13 protein-coding genes are annotated in these 15,075 nt (G+C 53.7%); 3 read left to right on the forward strand and 10 right to left on the reverse strand.

The window, feature by feature from the left end; genetic code table 11:
• Window positions 1-11: 11 nt before the first annotated feature.
• Complete coding sequence (locus TH25_RS06590; protein ID WP_181847441.1) at window positions 12-596, reverse strand: TRAP transporter small permease; 585 nt, start codon at window positions 594-596, stop codon at window positions 12-14.
• A gap of 151 nt (window positions 597-747) precedes the next feature.
• Window positions 748-2,145, reverse strand: coding sequence for a MocR-like ectoine utilization transcription factor EhuR (gene ehuR, locus TH25_RS06595; protein ID WP_114087631.1), 1,398 nt, complete (start codon window positions 2,143-2,145; stop codon window positions 748-750).
• A gap of 217 nt (window positions 2,146-2,362) precedes the next feature.
• Between ehuR and TH25_RS06600 the strand changes: the two genes are divergently transcribed.
• A complete protein-coding gene (locus tag TH25_RS06600; protein ID WP_114087632.1) occupies window positions 2,363-3,406 on the forward strand; it encodes a TRAP transporter substrate-binding protein in 1,044 nt (347 codons plus the stop codon).
• 92 nt (window positions 3,407-3,498) lie between these two features.
• Here the strand turns inward: TH25_RS06600 and TH25_RS06605 are convergent, their stop codons facing one another.
• The 7 genes from TH25_RS06605 to TH25_RS06635 form a co-directional block, all read right to left on the reverse strand.
• On the reverse strand, window positions 3,499-3,882 hold the full coding sequence (locus tag TH25_RS06605; RefSeq protein WP_114087633.1) for a hypothetical protein: 384 nt from the start codon (window positions 3,880-3,882) through the stop codon (window positions 3,499-3,501).
• Window positions 3,883-4,134: 252 nt separating this feature from the next.
• Entirely contained in the window at window positions 4,135-5,532 is a 1,398-nt protein-coding gene (locus tag TH25_RS06610; RefSeq protein WP_114087634.1) for an aspartate aminotransferase family protein, read from the reverse strand.
• 39 nt (window positions 5,533-5,571) lie between these two features.
• Entirely contained in the window at window positions 5,572-7,053 is a 1,482-nt protein-coding gene (locus TH25_RS06615) for an NAD-dependent succinate-semialdehyde dehydrogenase (protein WP_114087635.1), read from the reverse strand.
• A gap of 197 nt (window positions 7,054-7,250) precedes the next feature.
• Window positions 7,251-7,517 (reverse strand): hypothetical protein, encoded by a 267-nt coding sequence (locus TH25_RS06620; RefSeq protein WP_114087636.1) that lies wholly within the window; start codon window positions 7,515-7,517, stop codon window positions 7,251-7,253.
• 8 nt (window positions 7,518-7,525) lie between these two features.
• A complete protein-coding gene (locus tag TH25_RS06625; RefSeq protein ID WP_114087637.1) occupies window positions 7,526-10,717 on the reverse strand; it encodes an ABC transporter transmembrane domain-containing protein in 3,192 nt (1,063 codons plus the stop codon).
• Window positions 10,718-10,760: 43 nt separating this feature from the next.
• Window positions 10,761-11,540 carry an MBL fold metallo-hydrolase gene (locus TH25_RS06630; protein WP_114087638.1) on the reverse strand — a complete coding sequence of 260 codons (780 nt, stop codon included), beginning with the start codon at window positions 11,538-11,540 and terminating at the stop codon, window positions 10,761-10,763.
• Window positions 11,541-11,865: 325 nt separating this feature from the next.
• Entirely contained in the window at window positions 11,866-12,825 is a 960-nt protein-coding gene (locus TH25_RS06635) for an acetyl-CoA carboxylase carboxyltransferase subunit alpha (RefSeq protein ID WP_114087639.1), read from the reverse strand.
• Between the two features lie 163 nt (window positions 12,826-12,988).
• Between TH25_RS06635 and TH25_RS06640 the strand changes: the two genes are divergently transcribed.
• Window positions 12,989-13,510, forward strand: a complete 522-nt coding sequence (locus tag TH25_RS06640; RefSeq protein ID WP_114087775.1) for a GNAT family N-acetyltransferase — start codon at window positions 12,989-12,991, stop codon at window positions 13,508-13,510.
• Here the strand turns inward: TH25_RS06640 and TH25_RS06645 are convergent.
• A complete protein-coding gene (locus tag TH25_RS06645; protein ID WP_114087640.1) occupies window positions 13,486-13,899 on the reverse strand; it encodes a winged helix-turn-helix transcriptional regulator in 414 nt (137 codons plus the stop codon). The two genes, TH25_RS06640 and TH25_RS06645, sit on opposite strands and share 25 nt — an antisense overlap.
• A 139-nt stretch (window positions 13,900-14,038) precedes the next feature.
• Between TH25_RS06645 and TH25_RS06650 the strand changes: the two genes are divergently transcribed.
• Window positions 14,039-15,061 carry a zinc-binding alcohol dehydrogenase family protein gene (locus TH25_RS06650; RefSeq protein ID WP_114087641.1) on the forward strand — a complete coding sequence of 341 codons (1,023 nt, stop codon included), beginning with the start codon at window positions 14,039-14,041 and terminating at the stop codon, window positions 15,059-15,061.
• Window positions 15,062-15,075 lie beyond the last annotated feature (14 nt).

Genomic DNA, 15,075 nt, shown 5'->3' on the forward strand with positions numbered 1-15,075 from the left:
TTTCCTGCCCCTTAAAGATGCGTATCAAGATTGTCGTCATACGTATCCTCGACCCGGTAAGACAGGTGCACACCTGGCTTGAGAATGTTGGTCAGGGCAGCAAGGACAAACTGGATGCCGGTTACAGTCAGGCCGAAAGGCACAATCAGCACCGTGTAATACATGGGAATGCGCAGCGAGGGGGTCAGGCGGTTGGTCTTGATCAGTCCGGCGACATAATCGATTGAATAATACGCCAGAATAAACAACAGGGTCGCCGTTCCAAGTGAAACGATGATCATCAGAATTTTGCTGGCAGCCGGTCCCAGCATGTCGGAAAAGGCCGACATGCGAATATGACGCCCCATGCGTGCCGCTTCCGAAATGCCGACAAAGGTGACAAGAATGATAAGGAACGTGTTGAGTTCCTCGGAGAAAAACAGGCTGGAACTGAAACCGAGGCGGGCAACCACATTGGCAACGGTGTTGATTGCCATGATGATGATGCTCCAGCCGAGCAACTGACGTTCGACAACCGAGAGCCAGTCATCGATTTTTCTAAGTACATGTAGCGCCGTGCGGGATTGCACAGGTGCTTCGCCGTCTGATCCTGACATACGACCTCCTTGCTGCGCGTGCGAGACATTCATTTGGAACGCGTTGTTATACGAACGGTTCCCTCCCACGGTTATTCAGTCTGCTTCACGCCGTAGTTCAGAATAGAAACGTGTTTGAACGGTTCAATGTAATTTTTGTGTCATGACAAAATCAGTACATCACATCGAACGCATGGACGCCGGGCATCTGTTCCATTGTATGGCGTATTTGCATGAGCCCGCGATGCAGGCTGGGTGTATCAATGGCACCGCCAATACAAACCCGGATGGCATTGGGCCGTTTGACCTTTACGGTCATGAAGGGGTCCGAAATGGTGACGGCGACGCCGTTTTTCCGCAATTCGGAGGCAAACCATTCTTCCTGCCAATGGTCGGGAATGCGGATCCAGGCTGAAAGCGAGGTGGGATGATGGCGAACAACGGCATCGCCCAAGACTTCGGCAACCAGGCTTTGGCGTTCGCGCATCAGGGCGCGCTGCACGGTGACGGCCTGGGCAACCACGCCATCCTCGATCCAGCGGGCGCCGATTTCGGCAATCAGCGGTGTTCCCATCCAGCCGGTTACGCGCAAAACGCTGCTTGCACGAATTGAAAGATGTTTGGGAACAACAAGGTACCCTGTTCTCAGGCCGGGCATGACAATTTTGGTCAGGCTGGAAATATGAAATCCCAATTGCGGGATAAAACTGGTGACAGGCGGCAGGTTTTGTTCCAGCAGTGGTCGGTAAACATCATCCTCGATCACGTAAACGCCATGCTGACTGGCAATTTCGGCGATGCGTTTGCGCCGTTCCAGGCCCATCAAACAGTTGGTCGGGTTGGTATAGACCGGGGTGATGACAAGGGCGCGAATGGCGCGTTGCTGGCATTCACGTTCAAATGCTTCGGGTAAAATGCCTTCGTCATCGGTCGGCAGCGCGCCCAGTTTAAAGCGCAAAACGCTGGCCGTGCCAATCACGCCATGATCGGTCAGGCTTTCGGTCAGTACCACGTCGTCGGGTTGCACGATGGAGGCCAGGGCAATAAAAACCCCCTGGGCGGCCCCATTGGTGACGATGGTATGTGACGGGTCCGCAGTGAGCCCCATCCCCGCCAGCCATTTAACGCCCACCTCGCGATGATAATCAAAACCGGCGACCGGTCGGCAGCTTTCCATCCACGGTTGGTGCGGGTCTTCCGCCAGGCGCTGGTGCATCTGGCGGGAAAGATCATTGTGAAAGTCGGTATAAGCGGCACGTACGATCGACAGATCGATCAAATCGGGCTGGCGATTATCCAGGATAAAGGATGCCGCCCGGTCGGTCAGGCGGGCCTGAACAAAGGTGCCGCGCCGTCGTTCGGACCGCAAATAACCCTGGCGTTCGACCTCTTTGTACGCGGCACTTACGGTCTGGACGCTGACTTTCAGGTGATAGGCAAGGTCGCGGTGGGTCGGCATTCGCACGCCGTGGCGCAAGCGACCGGACTCGATATCGGTAATGATTGCTTCGACCAGTGCCTTGTATTTCGGGCCTGTATCACCACTCAGATCCGTCGTTGGTAGCCACATTTTGCTCGTTCCACCCTGTGTTTTGAGACTAGCCTAACATGGTCGGGTGGCGTTTGGGTAGGTCGTTATATTTTTGTCATGAAACAAAACACTCATTGACCTGATGCAGGAACATTTCAAAACTTCGTGCGTTCAGACAAACGACGTATCTATGCAAACCGCCGCCTGCTCTGTTTGGACGCAGGGTTGTAGTGGCACAATAAGGGAGACTTCTGTAATGAGTTTGACAAAGCTCTTCAAGGCGACCCTGTCTGCCGCAGCCGTATTTGCGGTTGCAGGTACGGCAATGACTGCGCAGGCCGAGGAATGGAAATTCGCCATCGAAGAAAGCACCGGCGACGTCCAGGATTTGTACGCCCAGAAATTTAAAGAACTGGTTGAAGAAAAATCCGGTGGTGATGTTGATGTCACCATCTACACCTATGGCCAGCTTGGTACCGAAAATGACATCACCGAACTGACCGCATCGGGGGCGATCCAGTTCTCGAACGCATCGCCCGGCCATCTGGGCACGTTTGTGCCGGAAATCCAGGTTTTTGGAGTTCCTTATCTGCTGTCGCAGAATAATGAAGTGAACAAGGAAATCCTGTCGAAAAGCCCGACCATCTACAAGGGTCTTTCCAAGGATTTTGAAAGCAAGGGCCTGAAGCTTTATACCATGTATCCGGAAGGGGAAATGGTATGGACCACCAAGAAGGATGTGGAAGCGCCCAAAGACCTGAACGGGGTCAAATTTCGTGTGATGACATCGCCGATCCTGATTGACAGCTATAAGGCCTTTGGCGCCGATCCGGTGGCATTGCCGTGGGGCGAGGTGTATTCGGGGCTTCAGACCAGCGTGATTGATGCGCAGGTGAACCCGATTTTCTTCATCGAAAGTGCGAAATTCTATGAAGTAACCGATTATCTGGTTTATGCCGGTCAGCAGCAATATACCACCACGGTCGTCACCAACGACGCCTTCTACAAAGGTTTGTCGGACGAGCGCAAAGAGATGCTGAAAGATGTTAAATCGGAACTTGATGATTACATTTTCAAGGCTCAGGCCAAGCTGAATGATGAAGCACTTGCGAAAATCAAGAAAGCCAAGCCGAGCATCAAAGTCATCAAGCTGAATGCCGAGCAGCGCGCCAAGTTTGAAGAAGCATCCAAAGGTATTGGTGAGAAGCTGGTTCAAGAAGTTGGTGGTGACACCAAACAGGTTCTTTCCGATCTGCGCAAGGAAATTGCCGAGAAAGAAAAAGAACTTGGTAAAGAGTAAGGTGACTGTCTGACTGTTCACAATGCTTTTGAACGGTTAACCCTGTCGCATCCTGTGCGGCAGGGTTTTGTTTTGGTGTGACGGAGAAAAAATCAGATCGTAAGCATGGGAATGGGGCGGCGCAGGGTTATCCAGGCAAAAAGCCCCATCGAGGCAAGTTGCAGGAAGAAGCCGATATAGAAAGGCAGGGAAGGCCCCCCAATCTTGATGATTGCGATGCCGGCAGCGACAATCAGCGTGCCGGTAATTGCAAGAAAAACCTGGCTTTTATCCAGCCCGTCATAGTGTCGACGGCTGATGCGATAATAGGTGCCGTAAAGCGCCAGCCCGGTCCAGCCGACGAGAATGATGTAACTTGCCCCCGGTAGCACGGTTTCATGCACCGGATTGCTTAGAAGTGTTTGAAAGTTGAACAGCATTTCGCAAAAGGCAAGCCATGCGGCAGCTGTCCAGCATAGTCGCGGTAAATTGGTCATTTCAGTTCCATCTTTACAGTAGCGATAACTATGCTCTTATCCCCAAGAGTATATCGTTTATTCGTTTTTTATAATTCTAAAGGATAAGTTTTTGCCGCGCAATCGGCAGTATATATTATTTTTGTTGCATATGAGGCGTCGCGCTTGCGAAATTCGTTGAAGGCAAAGTGCTTTAAAATGCCAAACCGGGCCGAACACGTGTTCGACCCGGTCAGAAAAGCAGTTTTCAGGCGGTTGACGACTTGAAGAGATTTATTTTGCCGCCAGTTCGTCCGCCACGGCGTCAACTGCCTGTTTGGCGATATCGACAACCTTTTCAACTTCGGCCTTGGTGATGCAAAGCGGCGGGGCAAAGCCCAGGATATCACCATGTGGCATGGCACGCGCGATCATACCACGTTCAAGGCACGCGGCTGAAACCTTGGCGCCGACTTTCAGGTTCGCATCAAAGCGTTCCTTTTTGTCCTTATCGGCGACAAATTCCAGGGCGGCCATCAGGCCAACGCCACGTGCTTCGCCCACCAGCGGATGGTCATCAAAGGTTTCGCGCAGCAGTTTCTGGAAATAGCCGCCAGTTTCGGCGGAATTGCCGGTAAGGTTTTCGCCATCGACGATATCAAGGTTGGCATTGGCCGCAGCTGCACAAACCGGATGGGCCGAATAGGTCCAGCCATGCCCGATCGGCCCCATTTTGTCCGAACCCTGCTCCAGCACCTTCCAGACCCGTTCGCCAATGATAACACCCGACAGCGGCAGATAGCCCGAGGAAACACCCTTGGCAATCGTGATCAGGTCCGGTTTCATGCCGTAATGCTGGGATCCGAAATAGCTGCCGGTACGGCCAAAGGCGGTGACGACTTCGTCGGCAACCAGCAGAATGTCGTATTTGTTCAGAACAGCCTGGATGGCTTCCCAATAGCCCTTTGGCGGGGTGATGATGCCGCCCGTGCCCATAACCGGCTCGCCAATGAAGGCGGCAATGGTTTCCGGGCCTTCACGCAGGATCATTTTTTCCAGATCATCGGCACAGCGTTTGGCGAATTGTTCTTCGGTTTCGCCGGATTCCGCATTCCAGTAAAAATGCGGGCAGGTGGTGTGCATGATCGGCGCGCGCGGCAAATCAAAGGCGTTATGGAAGGTGGCAAGGCCGGTCAGGCTGCCGGTCATGATGCCCGAGCCATGATAGCCGCGCCAGCGCGAGATGATTTTTTTCTTTTCCGGGCGACCGAGGATGTTGTTGTAATACCAGATCAGCTTGATGTTGGTTTCGTTCGCATCGGACCCGGACATACCGTAATAAACGCGCTGCATGCCTTCGGGCGCACTTTTGACAATGCGTTCGGACAAACGAATGATCGGTTCGTTCCCATGCCCGACATAGGTGTGGTAATAGGCCAGTTCCTTGGCCTGGGCATAAATCGCATCGGCAATTTCGGTGCGACCATAGCCCACATTGACACAATACAGGCCGGCAAAGGCATCCAGCGTTTCCTTGCCTTCGGTGTCATGAATGTAAATGCCCTTGCCGCCATTGATGATACGGTTTGGGGTTTCACCGTCGGCGTGCTGGCGCATGTGGGTCGAGGGGTGCATGAAATGCGCCCGGTCCATTTTTTGCAGTTCGGCGGTGTTGTTTTTGATCACATTCATTTTCTTCTCCCGTTGAGGTTTGGAGATGTATTGCCAGCCTTAGAAGGCCGCGCAGACATATTTAAGCTCGGTGAATTCTTCCATGCCGTGGCGCGATCCTTCGCGCCCCAGCCCCGATTGTTTGACGCCGCCAAATGGCACCGACGCGCCGGTGATTTTCACGCAATTCAGGGCGACCATGCCGTATTCCAGCGCGTTGGCAACGCGATTGGCGCGGGACTGGTCGTTGGTATAAAGATAGGACACAAGGCCATATTCGGTATCGTTGGCGCGCTGAATGACTTCATCCTCGCGATCAAACGGGATAACCGCTGCCACCGGACCAAAGGTTTCCTCGTGATAGATCTGCATGTCTTCATTGACATCGGCCAGAAGGGTTGGGGCATAAAACAGCCCCCCCATTTTCAGGCCCCCTACCAGGACTCTCGCCCCTTTGCTGCGGGCATCTTCAACATGTTCTTCGCATTTGGCGACTGCACGGTCGTGCATCAGCGGGCCGATTTCGCTGTCTTCATCGAGGCCGTTGCCAACGCGCAGCTTCTGGATTGCGCTGGCAAAGCGTTCCAGAAAATCTTCGTAAATATCGCGATGAACAAAAATGCGGTTAGCTGCCAGGCAGTCCTGGCCGCTGGTGGCAAATTTTGCCCCCATCGCGTGGCTGACGGCCGCGTCAAGATCAACATCGGGGAATAGAATGAACGGCGCATGGCCGCCCAGTTCCATTGACATTTTCTTGACTGTCTGCGCCCCTTGCGCCAGCAGCAGCCGGCCAATCTGGGTGGAACCGGTAAAGGACAGGGCACGGACTGTCGGGTTGCCGCAAAGTTCGCCGACAACCGGGTTGGGATCGCCGGTGATAACGTTAAATACACCTGCCGGGATACCGGCCCGTTCGGCCAGTTCGGCCAGGGCCGTTGCCGAAAACGGTGTTTCGGTGGCCGGGCGCACGATCATGGTGCAGCCTGCGGCCAGGGCGGCGGCGGCCTTGCGCGTGATCATGGCACACGGGAAGTTCCACGGGGTGACAGCGGCCGTTACACCGACTGGTTCGCGCCGGATCGACATGGCGCGGTTGGGCAGGTGCGATGAAATGCTTTCGACATTTACCCGTTTGGCTTCCTCGGCATAAAATTCGACAAAGCTGGCGGCATAATCGATCTCGCCACGCGACTCATTAATCGGCTTGCCCTGTTCCAGGGTCATCAGCAGGCCGAGGTCTTCCTTGTTTTCAATCAGCAAGTCAAACCAGCGGCGCAGGCGTGCGGAACGTTCCTGGGGCAGCAGGGCAGCCCAGTCCGGGAAGGCCTTGTTGGCGGCTTCCACCGCACGGCGGGTTTCGGTGACACCCATATTGGGGACCGTCCCCAAAAAGCTGCCATCAAACGGGTTGGTGACTTCGATAATCTGGCGATTGTCCGCCGAGCACCAGCGCCCGTCGATATAGGCGTGTTCGCGCAGCAGTCGCAAATCGGTCAGATTGCTTAACGACACACAACGCTGTTCTTTCAATTGTGCCGTCATGGGAGCCTCCTTAAAAACGGCCCGGCCATTTTGGTTATGCCGGGTCTGCCTGTTGAACTAAAGGCAGCCTAACAATAATGGCGCAGAGGAGGTTTCCGAAGGTGGCGCTATTTGTTGCGTTTTTTTTGGCAAGGAGGGGGCTGGAGGGATGTTTTTTCTGCGAGCTCACGCAGAAGGGAGGCCAGGTGTGTGTAAACTTATCGGGTATCCTGATGATCTGCCTTGTTTTGTTCATCGATCCAGGACCTAAGCTCGCGGCGTTTTTTCTGCCGTTCAAACAGGGTCCGAATGATCAGGACCAGAAAAACCAGCACCAGCAGGCTGGTTGTGGTGGGAAAAGCAAAGGGAAGGCCGATCACCACCATGAGTGCGCCCGCCAGACTGCCGCCTATAACGGCAAAAAGGCCGAGAATAAGCAGCAGGGCAACAACGGCGGCAATCAGAATGGCGGCAATTTTATTCATCAGTCCCTTTATTCCCGGTTTGATAACTGTTTGGTGGTATGGTCCAGACGTTCGGCCAGAACACGCAGCAACTGAAGAGATACAGCCTGGTCTTCACGGACAAGACCCAGGAATTCCGCTTTATCGAGTTTCAGGACGGTCATGTTTTCGACCGCACGAATGGTGGCTGAACGGGGCTGATCCACCAGCAGGGCAATTTCGCCAATCACTTCCTTCGGTTCGACATCTCGCAATTTCAGGGTCTGGGCTTCGTCGGTTGTCAGCCAGATTTCACCGCGACCGGAAATCACGATAAAGGCTGCATCACCCGGTTCACCCTGTTTGACGATGACCTCGCCACGCTTATAGGTAAGACGCGGGCTGGTAAATGCCAGCAGTTTGATGACATTGGGGTCAAGTGCCGAAAAGAGCGGGATGGTGCGCAGCAGACGGACTTCTTCCTCGATGCTGCCATCTTCTGCCGAACCGATATCGCTTTCGGCGGTAATGGCGGCTGCGTCTGTTGTCGGGTCTTTGGCGGTGGTATCTTCCTGTGTGTCACGGCGTGTCAGTTTGCCGTTGGACATGTGCAGCGCAGTGGAGAAATGCTCGTTTGGCATATCGGCTCCGTCCACCCAGATCAGACTGAGATCGCTGGCATTTTGCGTCAGATATTTTACCACCTGGTCGCGGGTTTCATTGTCAATAGCCGACAGGGCCTCGTCAACGACAAGGATGTCGGGATTTTTGATCAGGGCACGGACCAGCGTGATTTTCTGGCGCAGGCTTTGTGACACGCGGCTGCCGCCGACACCAACATCGGATTCCAGGCCAAGCGCGATCAGGGCTTCATAAAGGCCACCATCGCGGGCAATTTCAAACAGGACCTCGCCAACCCGTTCTTCCGAATGCGCACGACCATAGGCAAATCTGCCAAACAGCAGGTTATCCAGGATAGAGGCTGCTGCCGTGTATTTTTCGGCATCAAAGAAGTCGATTTCGCTGGCGAGGTCGTCGGGGATATTTTCGTGGAATTTGGGGCGCGCCTTTAGCACCAGATCGCGGAAATTGTCGTCCATTACGCGCAGGCGGTGACGGGCCGGAGTCAGATTCATGGCGACTTCCAGAAGGCGCAGCCGGTCTTCTTCGCCAATATCATTAACTTCGACGCCCTCGATACGTTTGAGCATGTGTTTGACATCGCTCAGTTCGTCGGCGGAAATGAAGCTGTAGCGGTCAAAAAATTCGTGTCCTGGTGGCAGGCCGGTGAACAGCTCGATCATCAGATCAAGCATGTTGCGGCCCATTTGAATCATGGGCTCATACAGGCCGTTTTCGCGCAAAACCGCCTGGAAATAGGGGTGCGACAGAAAGCTTCGCCGTTCGTAATTGGGGTTGACCGCAACGCCGAAGATCAGGTTGATGCCAACAGTGGCGTTATCGTTATAGCGGTTGATGTCAAACGGTTCGACGAGATCGGCCAGTCCGCGTTCGGCCAGAAGTTCCTTAAGGCGCGGGCGGGCGGCAAGCACCGCCTGTGAAAGGTTGGGGCGCAATTTGGGATCAATGCGGCGGAAAAGACCAATGCGGTAAATGTCGCGGTCCAGATGCACGACAGAAAGCAGCGACAGCAATTCGCTGTTAAGCTGGTCAAGCGATTCATAACCAGGGCCGGTATAGTCGATCCACTGTCCGCTGGGGTCATAGGGGATATTGCCTGACCGTTTGATTTCATCAAACATTTCTGCCGTCAACTGATTGGGCAGATCGGTCGGCGATGCCAGTTTGATGTCCTCGACCAGATTGGGCGGGGGCAATGTGTCAATTTCGTTCTGGCTGTCGCCTTTTGCCGCGTCGGCATCAAACTCTATTTGCGGGCGGTGTTTTAAACCATAAAGCAGGTTGTCCGAAATGGTGCCGTGGAAAAGATAGGAATCCGGCCCGACATAGGCCATGCGTTGCCCCAGGAAGGATGCAGGCAATTGTGCTGCATTGACATCGGCAAACTGGATGCGCCCGCTGGTCGGGTTTAACAGACGTACCAGCAACCGGGCGAGATGGGATTTGCCACTGTCTGCCGCCCCTGTCAGCAGGGCCGACCCGGGCAGGGGCATGTTGAACGACACATTTTCAACCACGCGTGTGCCATCATCATCCATCCAGGAAACGGCATAGACATCCAGGGGCGATTTCAAATGATCCGCCAGCGGTGCGGTCAGTTCATGTTCCTGGTCCAGGTCGGGCAGTTCAAATTGTTCGTAAAGCTGGTCATATTTGATATGGGCGTCAGCCAGGCGCTGGTAATAGGCCAGAAGTTCCTTCCAGGGGGCGGACATATCCTTGTAGGCGGCAAGGGCGGCGACAAGCGCCCCAAAGGACAGATCCCCCTGAATGACCAGATAACCGCCAATCGAATAAAAGAAAAACGGGGTGATCTGGGCAATGAAGTTATTAAGGAATTTGATGAAAAACTTGCGAAAATAGATTTCCTTGCGGATTTCAAAAATCCGGCCCATGCGCTGGGTATAGCGCATGAGTTCATAGCCCTGGGTATTGTGGGCACGAATGTCGGTCGCGCCGCTGACGGTATCGCCGATATGTTCGGAAAGACGGCGGATATTTTGAACGCGATCCTTGCCAAGCTGGTTTACGCGCCGCTGCAATTTGGGAATGATATATCCCTGCAACGGGTAAAACGATACTGCCGCCAGGCCCATCAGCGGGTCCTGAATGAAGATAAAGGCCGAAATGGTAATCAGGATACCGCCCTGATAAACCGGCAGGGAAAAGGCCTCGCCAAAAAAACCGCCCAGAGGTTCGGCCTCGGCGGTGATCATGGAAACGATTTCGCCCTGGCTGGTCTTGCGGAAATGCGGCAGCGGAAAGCGCAGGACGCGTTCATACAGGATATAGCGCATCCGGCGCAAAAGCCGTTCGGCCATGACCCCGGTATAAACATTGATCAGGTATTTAAAGCCGCCATTAATGAAAACCAGGGCCAGAAAAATGCCCGACAGGCTGAACAGATATTCAACCTGGTTAAGTTCGATCCCCAGAATATCAAATGGTTCGCCTGCACCGCCAATCGCCTTGTTGACGATCATTTTGGGCAAATCGAGGGAATAATACAGAAACGGAAAAGACAGGACCGTAATGATCAGAAGAATGATCTGTTGAATGCGGCTGTGACGCCAGATATAGGCAAATACCGACTGCGGCATGCACGTTTCCCGTTATACTGCAATGCCCAACCGGGACATCCGGTCAGGCCAGGTCAAAGCTTTGTCCCGGCAAAATAAAACCGCAAAAACCGTCGGCGACGGCATCTGGCTTTGCATAGGCCGGATAATGATAAAGCCACATTTTGGCTTTGATATCGTCGGGCAGGGTTTTTAGCTCGTCATAATGTGCATGTACACCCGAACGGCGCGGCCCGAGTTCACAATCCTGAAAGATGATATCGGCCTTGCGATAATAGCCCATATGGGCGTCAGGATCGAAGATGGCATCTGTTGTAATAAAAAAGCGGTTTGACGGGGTTTGGCCAAACAGCGCGTATGACAGCATTTTGCCTTCTTCAGCAACAATGTGATCAACCGGCAAAATGGTGATATGTGCGTCGTGCCAGTCAAACGTGCCGGTTGCTGACAGGGGTTTGACGTTGAAATAGGTATCAAGTTTGCGGTCCCCCCGGTCGCTGACTTCCAGTCCCCCACGCAGGCTGTGTTCCCATAACGGGTCAATCAGCTCATCGACAACATACAGGTCCACCCGGTGCTGGTTGAAAATGAAATAGTTGCTCAACGCAATCCATTCCAACCCTCCGATATGGTCCGAATGAAGATGGCTGACATAAATGGCATCAAAATCCTTGGGCCATAACCCAAGGTGATGCAGCGCATGGCGTGCATCGGTCCCGCAGTCAATCAGCATCCGTGCCAACTTGCCGGTATCGGTATTTGTTGTTTCCAAAATCATATTGCTTTGGAAATTATCGGCCGCGGTACAGAAGGCAGATCCTGTGCCCGCAAACGTAAGCTTCATTCCCCAACTCCCCTTTCTTTGGGAAAATCTTAGACGAGGAACGCCCTGCAGAACCACCTTAATTTATTCAATTTTGCAGGGGGTGACGCGTTTTATCCGGCATCGTGCCGGTTTTTTGCCAATTTTCAGCTTTCAGTGCCGCGAAAATAACCCGAAATGATGGTCGCAGGCGAAATTTGACAGGGGAAACCAAACTGTCGCGCGTTACGATATCTTGTCATATCTGATGCGTCTGCATATCGGGGACTCGGCCTTGGGGCATATAATAAAAAAGGGTCAGCACCAAATCTGGCCTGACCCCTTTTTAAGATCGGAAAAAACTGGATCAGTTGATACCTTGACGTCCCATTTCCAGGAATTTGTCGCGACGGCGGGCCTTCAGAACGCCCCCTTCAAGATCGGAAAGTTCGATCAGCGCCTTTTCAATGGCATCGCCGACCATTTTGCAGGCATTTTGCGGTTCACGCTGCGCGCCACCCAGCGGTTCGGCGATAACATCATCAATCACGCCAAGCTGCTGGAGGTCCTGTGCCGTCAGGCGCAGGGCCTCGGCGGCTGTTTTGGCTTCGTCGCCGGAACGCCACAAAATCGAGGCGCAACCCTCGGGTGAAATGACGGAATAAATTGAATTTTCCAGCATCAACACGGTGTTGGCTGTGGCAAGCGCAATGGCGCCACCCGAACCACCTTCGCCGATAATGACCGAAACCAGTGGCACCTTGATATCAAGGCAGGTTTCAATCGACCGGGCAATGGCTTCGGACTGGCCGCGCGCCTCGGCATCGGCCCCCGGAAAGGCTCCGGCGGTATCAACAAGGGTGACAACCGGGATGTTAAAGCGTTCTGCCATGCGCATCAGACGGATGGCCTTGCGATAGCCCTCGGGCTTGGCCATGCCGAAATTGTGCTTCACACGGGTTTCGGTGTCACGGCCCTTTTCATGACCGATGACCATCACACTGCGACCGCGCAAACGGGCCAGGCCGCCAATGATGGCTTCGTCTTCGCCATACAGGCGGTCGCCTGCCAGCGGGGTGAAATCATCAAACAGATATTTGATGTATTCCACGAAATGCGGGCGATCCGGATGGCGGGCAACCTGGGTTTTCTGCCAAGGGGTCAAACGGCCATAGGTGCTTTGCAAAAGCTTGGTCAGTTTGTCTTGCAGGCGCGCAACTTCATCGGCAATATTGACTTCATCGTCATTGCCGCTTAAGTGGCGGAGCTCTTCGATCTTGCCTTCGAGTTCGGCGATCGGCTTCTCGAAATCCAGAAAATTGTGCATCAGGACGTCAAATCCGGCTGGGAAACAATGGTGCGGAACATACGTGATCAGTTTGCTACGTCAAGGGGCGAGCACAAAAAGGTGCGACAAATTCAAGATTCCATCCTATCATTGACCAAATTGCATGGAATTCGCGCCACAGATTTTGCTTGATGGAAAGAATATGTCTACAAATTTGCATATTGCCCAACTGGTTTCCCCTGATATTTCCGATTTTGACCGTCTTGTGGTTATTTTAAAGGAAGCCTTTGCCTTTCAGGACGGCATCGTTAATCCGCCCAGTTCCGTGACCCGTGTTGACACCGCCGAACTGCAATGGCGTTTTGAGCGCGACACCGTTCTGGTCGCGCGGGATATGGATCGTGGTGGTGTTATCATAGGCCAGGTCTGGATCGAACAAACCCCTGAAGATGCCTATCTTTACAAGCTGTCGGTGGATAAGGCCGCTCATGGGCAGGGTATTGGCCGGGCGCTGGTGCAGGCGGCACTGGAATATGTTGCACGTAACAGTACGATTTCCCGGGCGCGCCTGAATGTGCGCAAGGAACTGGATGGCAATATTGCCTTCTTCAAGCGTTGCGGTTTTGCCATTACCGACACGGGCACCCATGATGGTTTTGATCAGCCAACCTTTTTTATCATGACCCGCGATATCGGGCGTCATGAAACGCTTTCGATCGCCTGAGACGCGGGCGGCTTGCTGACGGCCCGGGGGGCTGGGGTCTCTTCGTTTTTTGCGGCGTAATAGGGAACATTCTTTTCGCCCCAGTCCTTTAACGCCAGAATGATGGCGCTCAGGCTGTCGCCCTTGGCGGTCAGGCTGTATTCCACGCGCGGGGGGACTTCGGCATAAACCTCGCGATGGATGATGCCATCCTGTTCCAGTTCGCGCAGCTGGCGGGTGAGCATGCGTTGGGTCACACCGGGCATGAGACGGCCCAGTTCGTTAAAGCGTTTGGTGCCGTCCAGCAGATGAAACAGCACAACGCCTTTCCATTTTCCGCCAATCACCGTCAACGCACCTTCCACAGGGCAGCCTGGGCTTCGGTCGGGCGGGCAGTTGAACTTTGTCATGCGTCCTCCAAAACGGCAGAAAAGCCCAATAGTATACAAAGTGTCACTAGTGGCTTAAATTGTGCGTACTTACCTTGACTGTGATTATCAGGTACTTAAATGGCATACGCAAATCAAACCTCGGTAAGGAGGAACGATCATGAAAGCCATTGGATTAAAGGTTGCCCGTCCCGTCAGCGATGAAAACCTGTTTGAACAGACCGAACTTGATGCGCCCAAACCGGAAGGGCACGATATTCTGGTTAGAGTCAAAGGTGTTGCCGTTAATCCGGTGGATTTCAAGGTTCGCCGGGGCAAGGCCGATGACGGAACCTTCAAGGTGCTGGGCTGGGATGCTGCCGGTATTGTTGAAGCCGTTGGCGACAAGGTTACGCTGTTTGGCAAGGGCGATGAAGTTTGGTATGCGGGCGATATTACCCGTCCGGGCTCAAACAGCGAATTACAGCTTGTTGACGAACGTATTGCTGCGTTGAAACCCAAAAAGCTGGATTTTGCAGCCGCAGCCGCCCTGCCGCTGACCACCATTACCGCGTGGGAAGCGATGTTTGACCGCATGAAGATTGATCGCACGGCCCTTGAGGCCAATCAGGGTAAAAGCATCCTGATTATCAATGGTGCAGGCGGTGTTGGGTCAATTGCCATTCAATTGGCAAAGATGGCGGGTTTGCAGGTGATTGCCACCGCATCGCGCCCGGAGACCATTTCCTGGGTGACGAAAATGGGGGCGGATCATGTCATCAACCATCACCAACCGCTTAAGGAACAGCTTGAAGGGGCGGGTTTTGCCACGGTGGATTATGTGCTGTGTACATCGGAAATCGACGATTATTGGGATGTAATGTGCGATCTGGTGGCACCACAGGGCCATATCGTCAGCATTACCGAGGCCAAAAACAACCATAATGTTGATTTGCTCAAGGCGAAATCGGCCAGTTTTTCCTATGAATTCATGTTTACCCGCTCAATGTTCCAGACCCCGGATATGATCGAACAGCATAAATTGTTAACCGAAATGGCCGCCCTGGTGGATGCGGATGCCATTCAGGTTACGACCGGCGACCATTTTGGGGCGTTAACCCCGGAAAGCCTGCGCAAGGCCCACGCCGTGCTGGAAAGCGGCAAGGCGATTGGCAAGATCGTTTTTGACGGGCTTGGTGCCTGAGAGCGCGACCTGCC

Source organism: Thalassospira profundimaris, from assembly GCF_003326755.1.
In the GTDB taxonomy this organism is placed as follows: Bacteria; Pseudomonadota; Alphaproteobacteria; order Rhodospirillales; family Thalassospiraceae; genus Thalassospira; species Thalassospira profundimaris_B.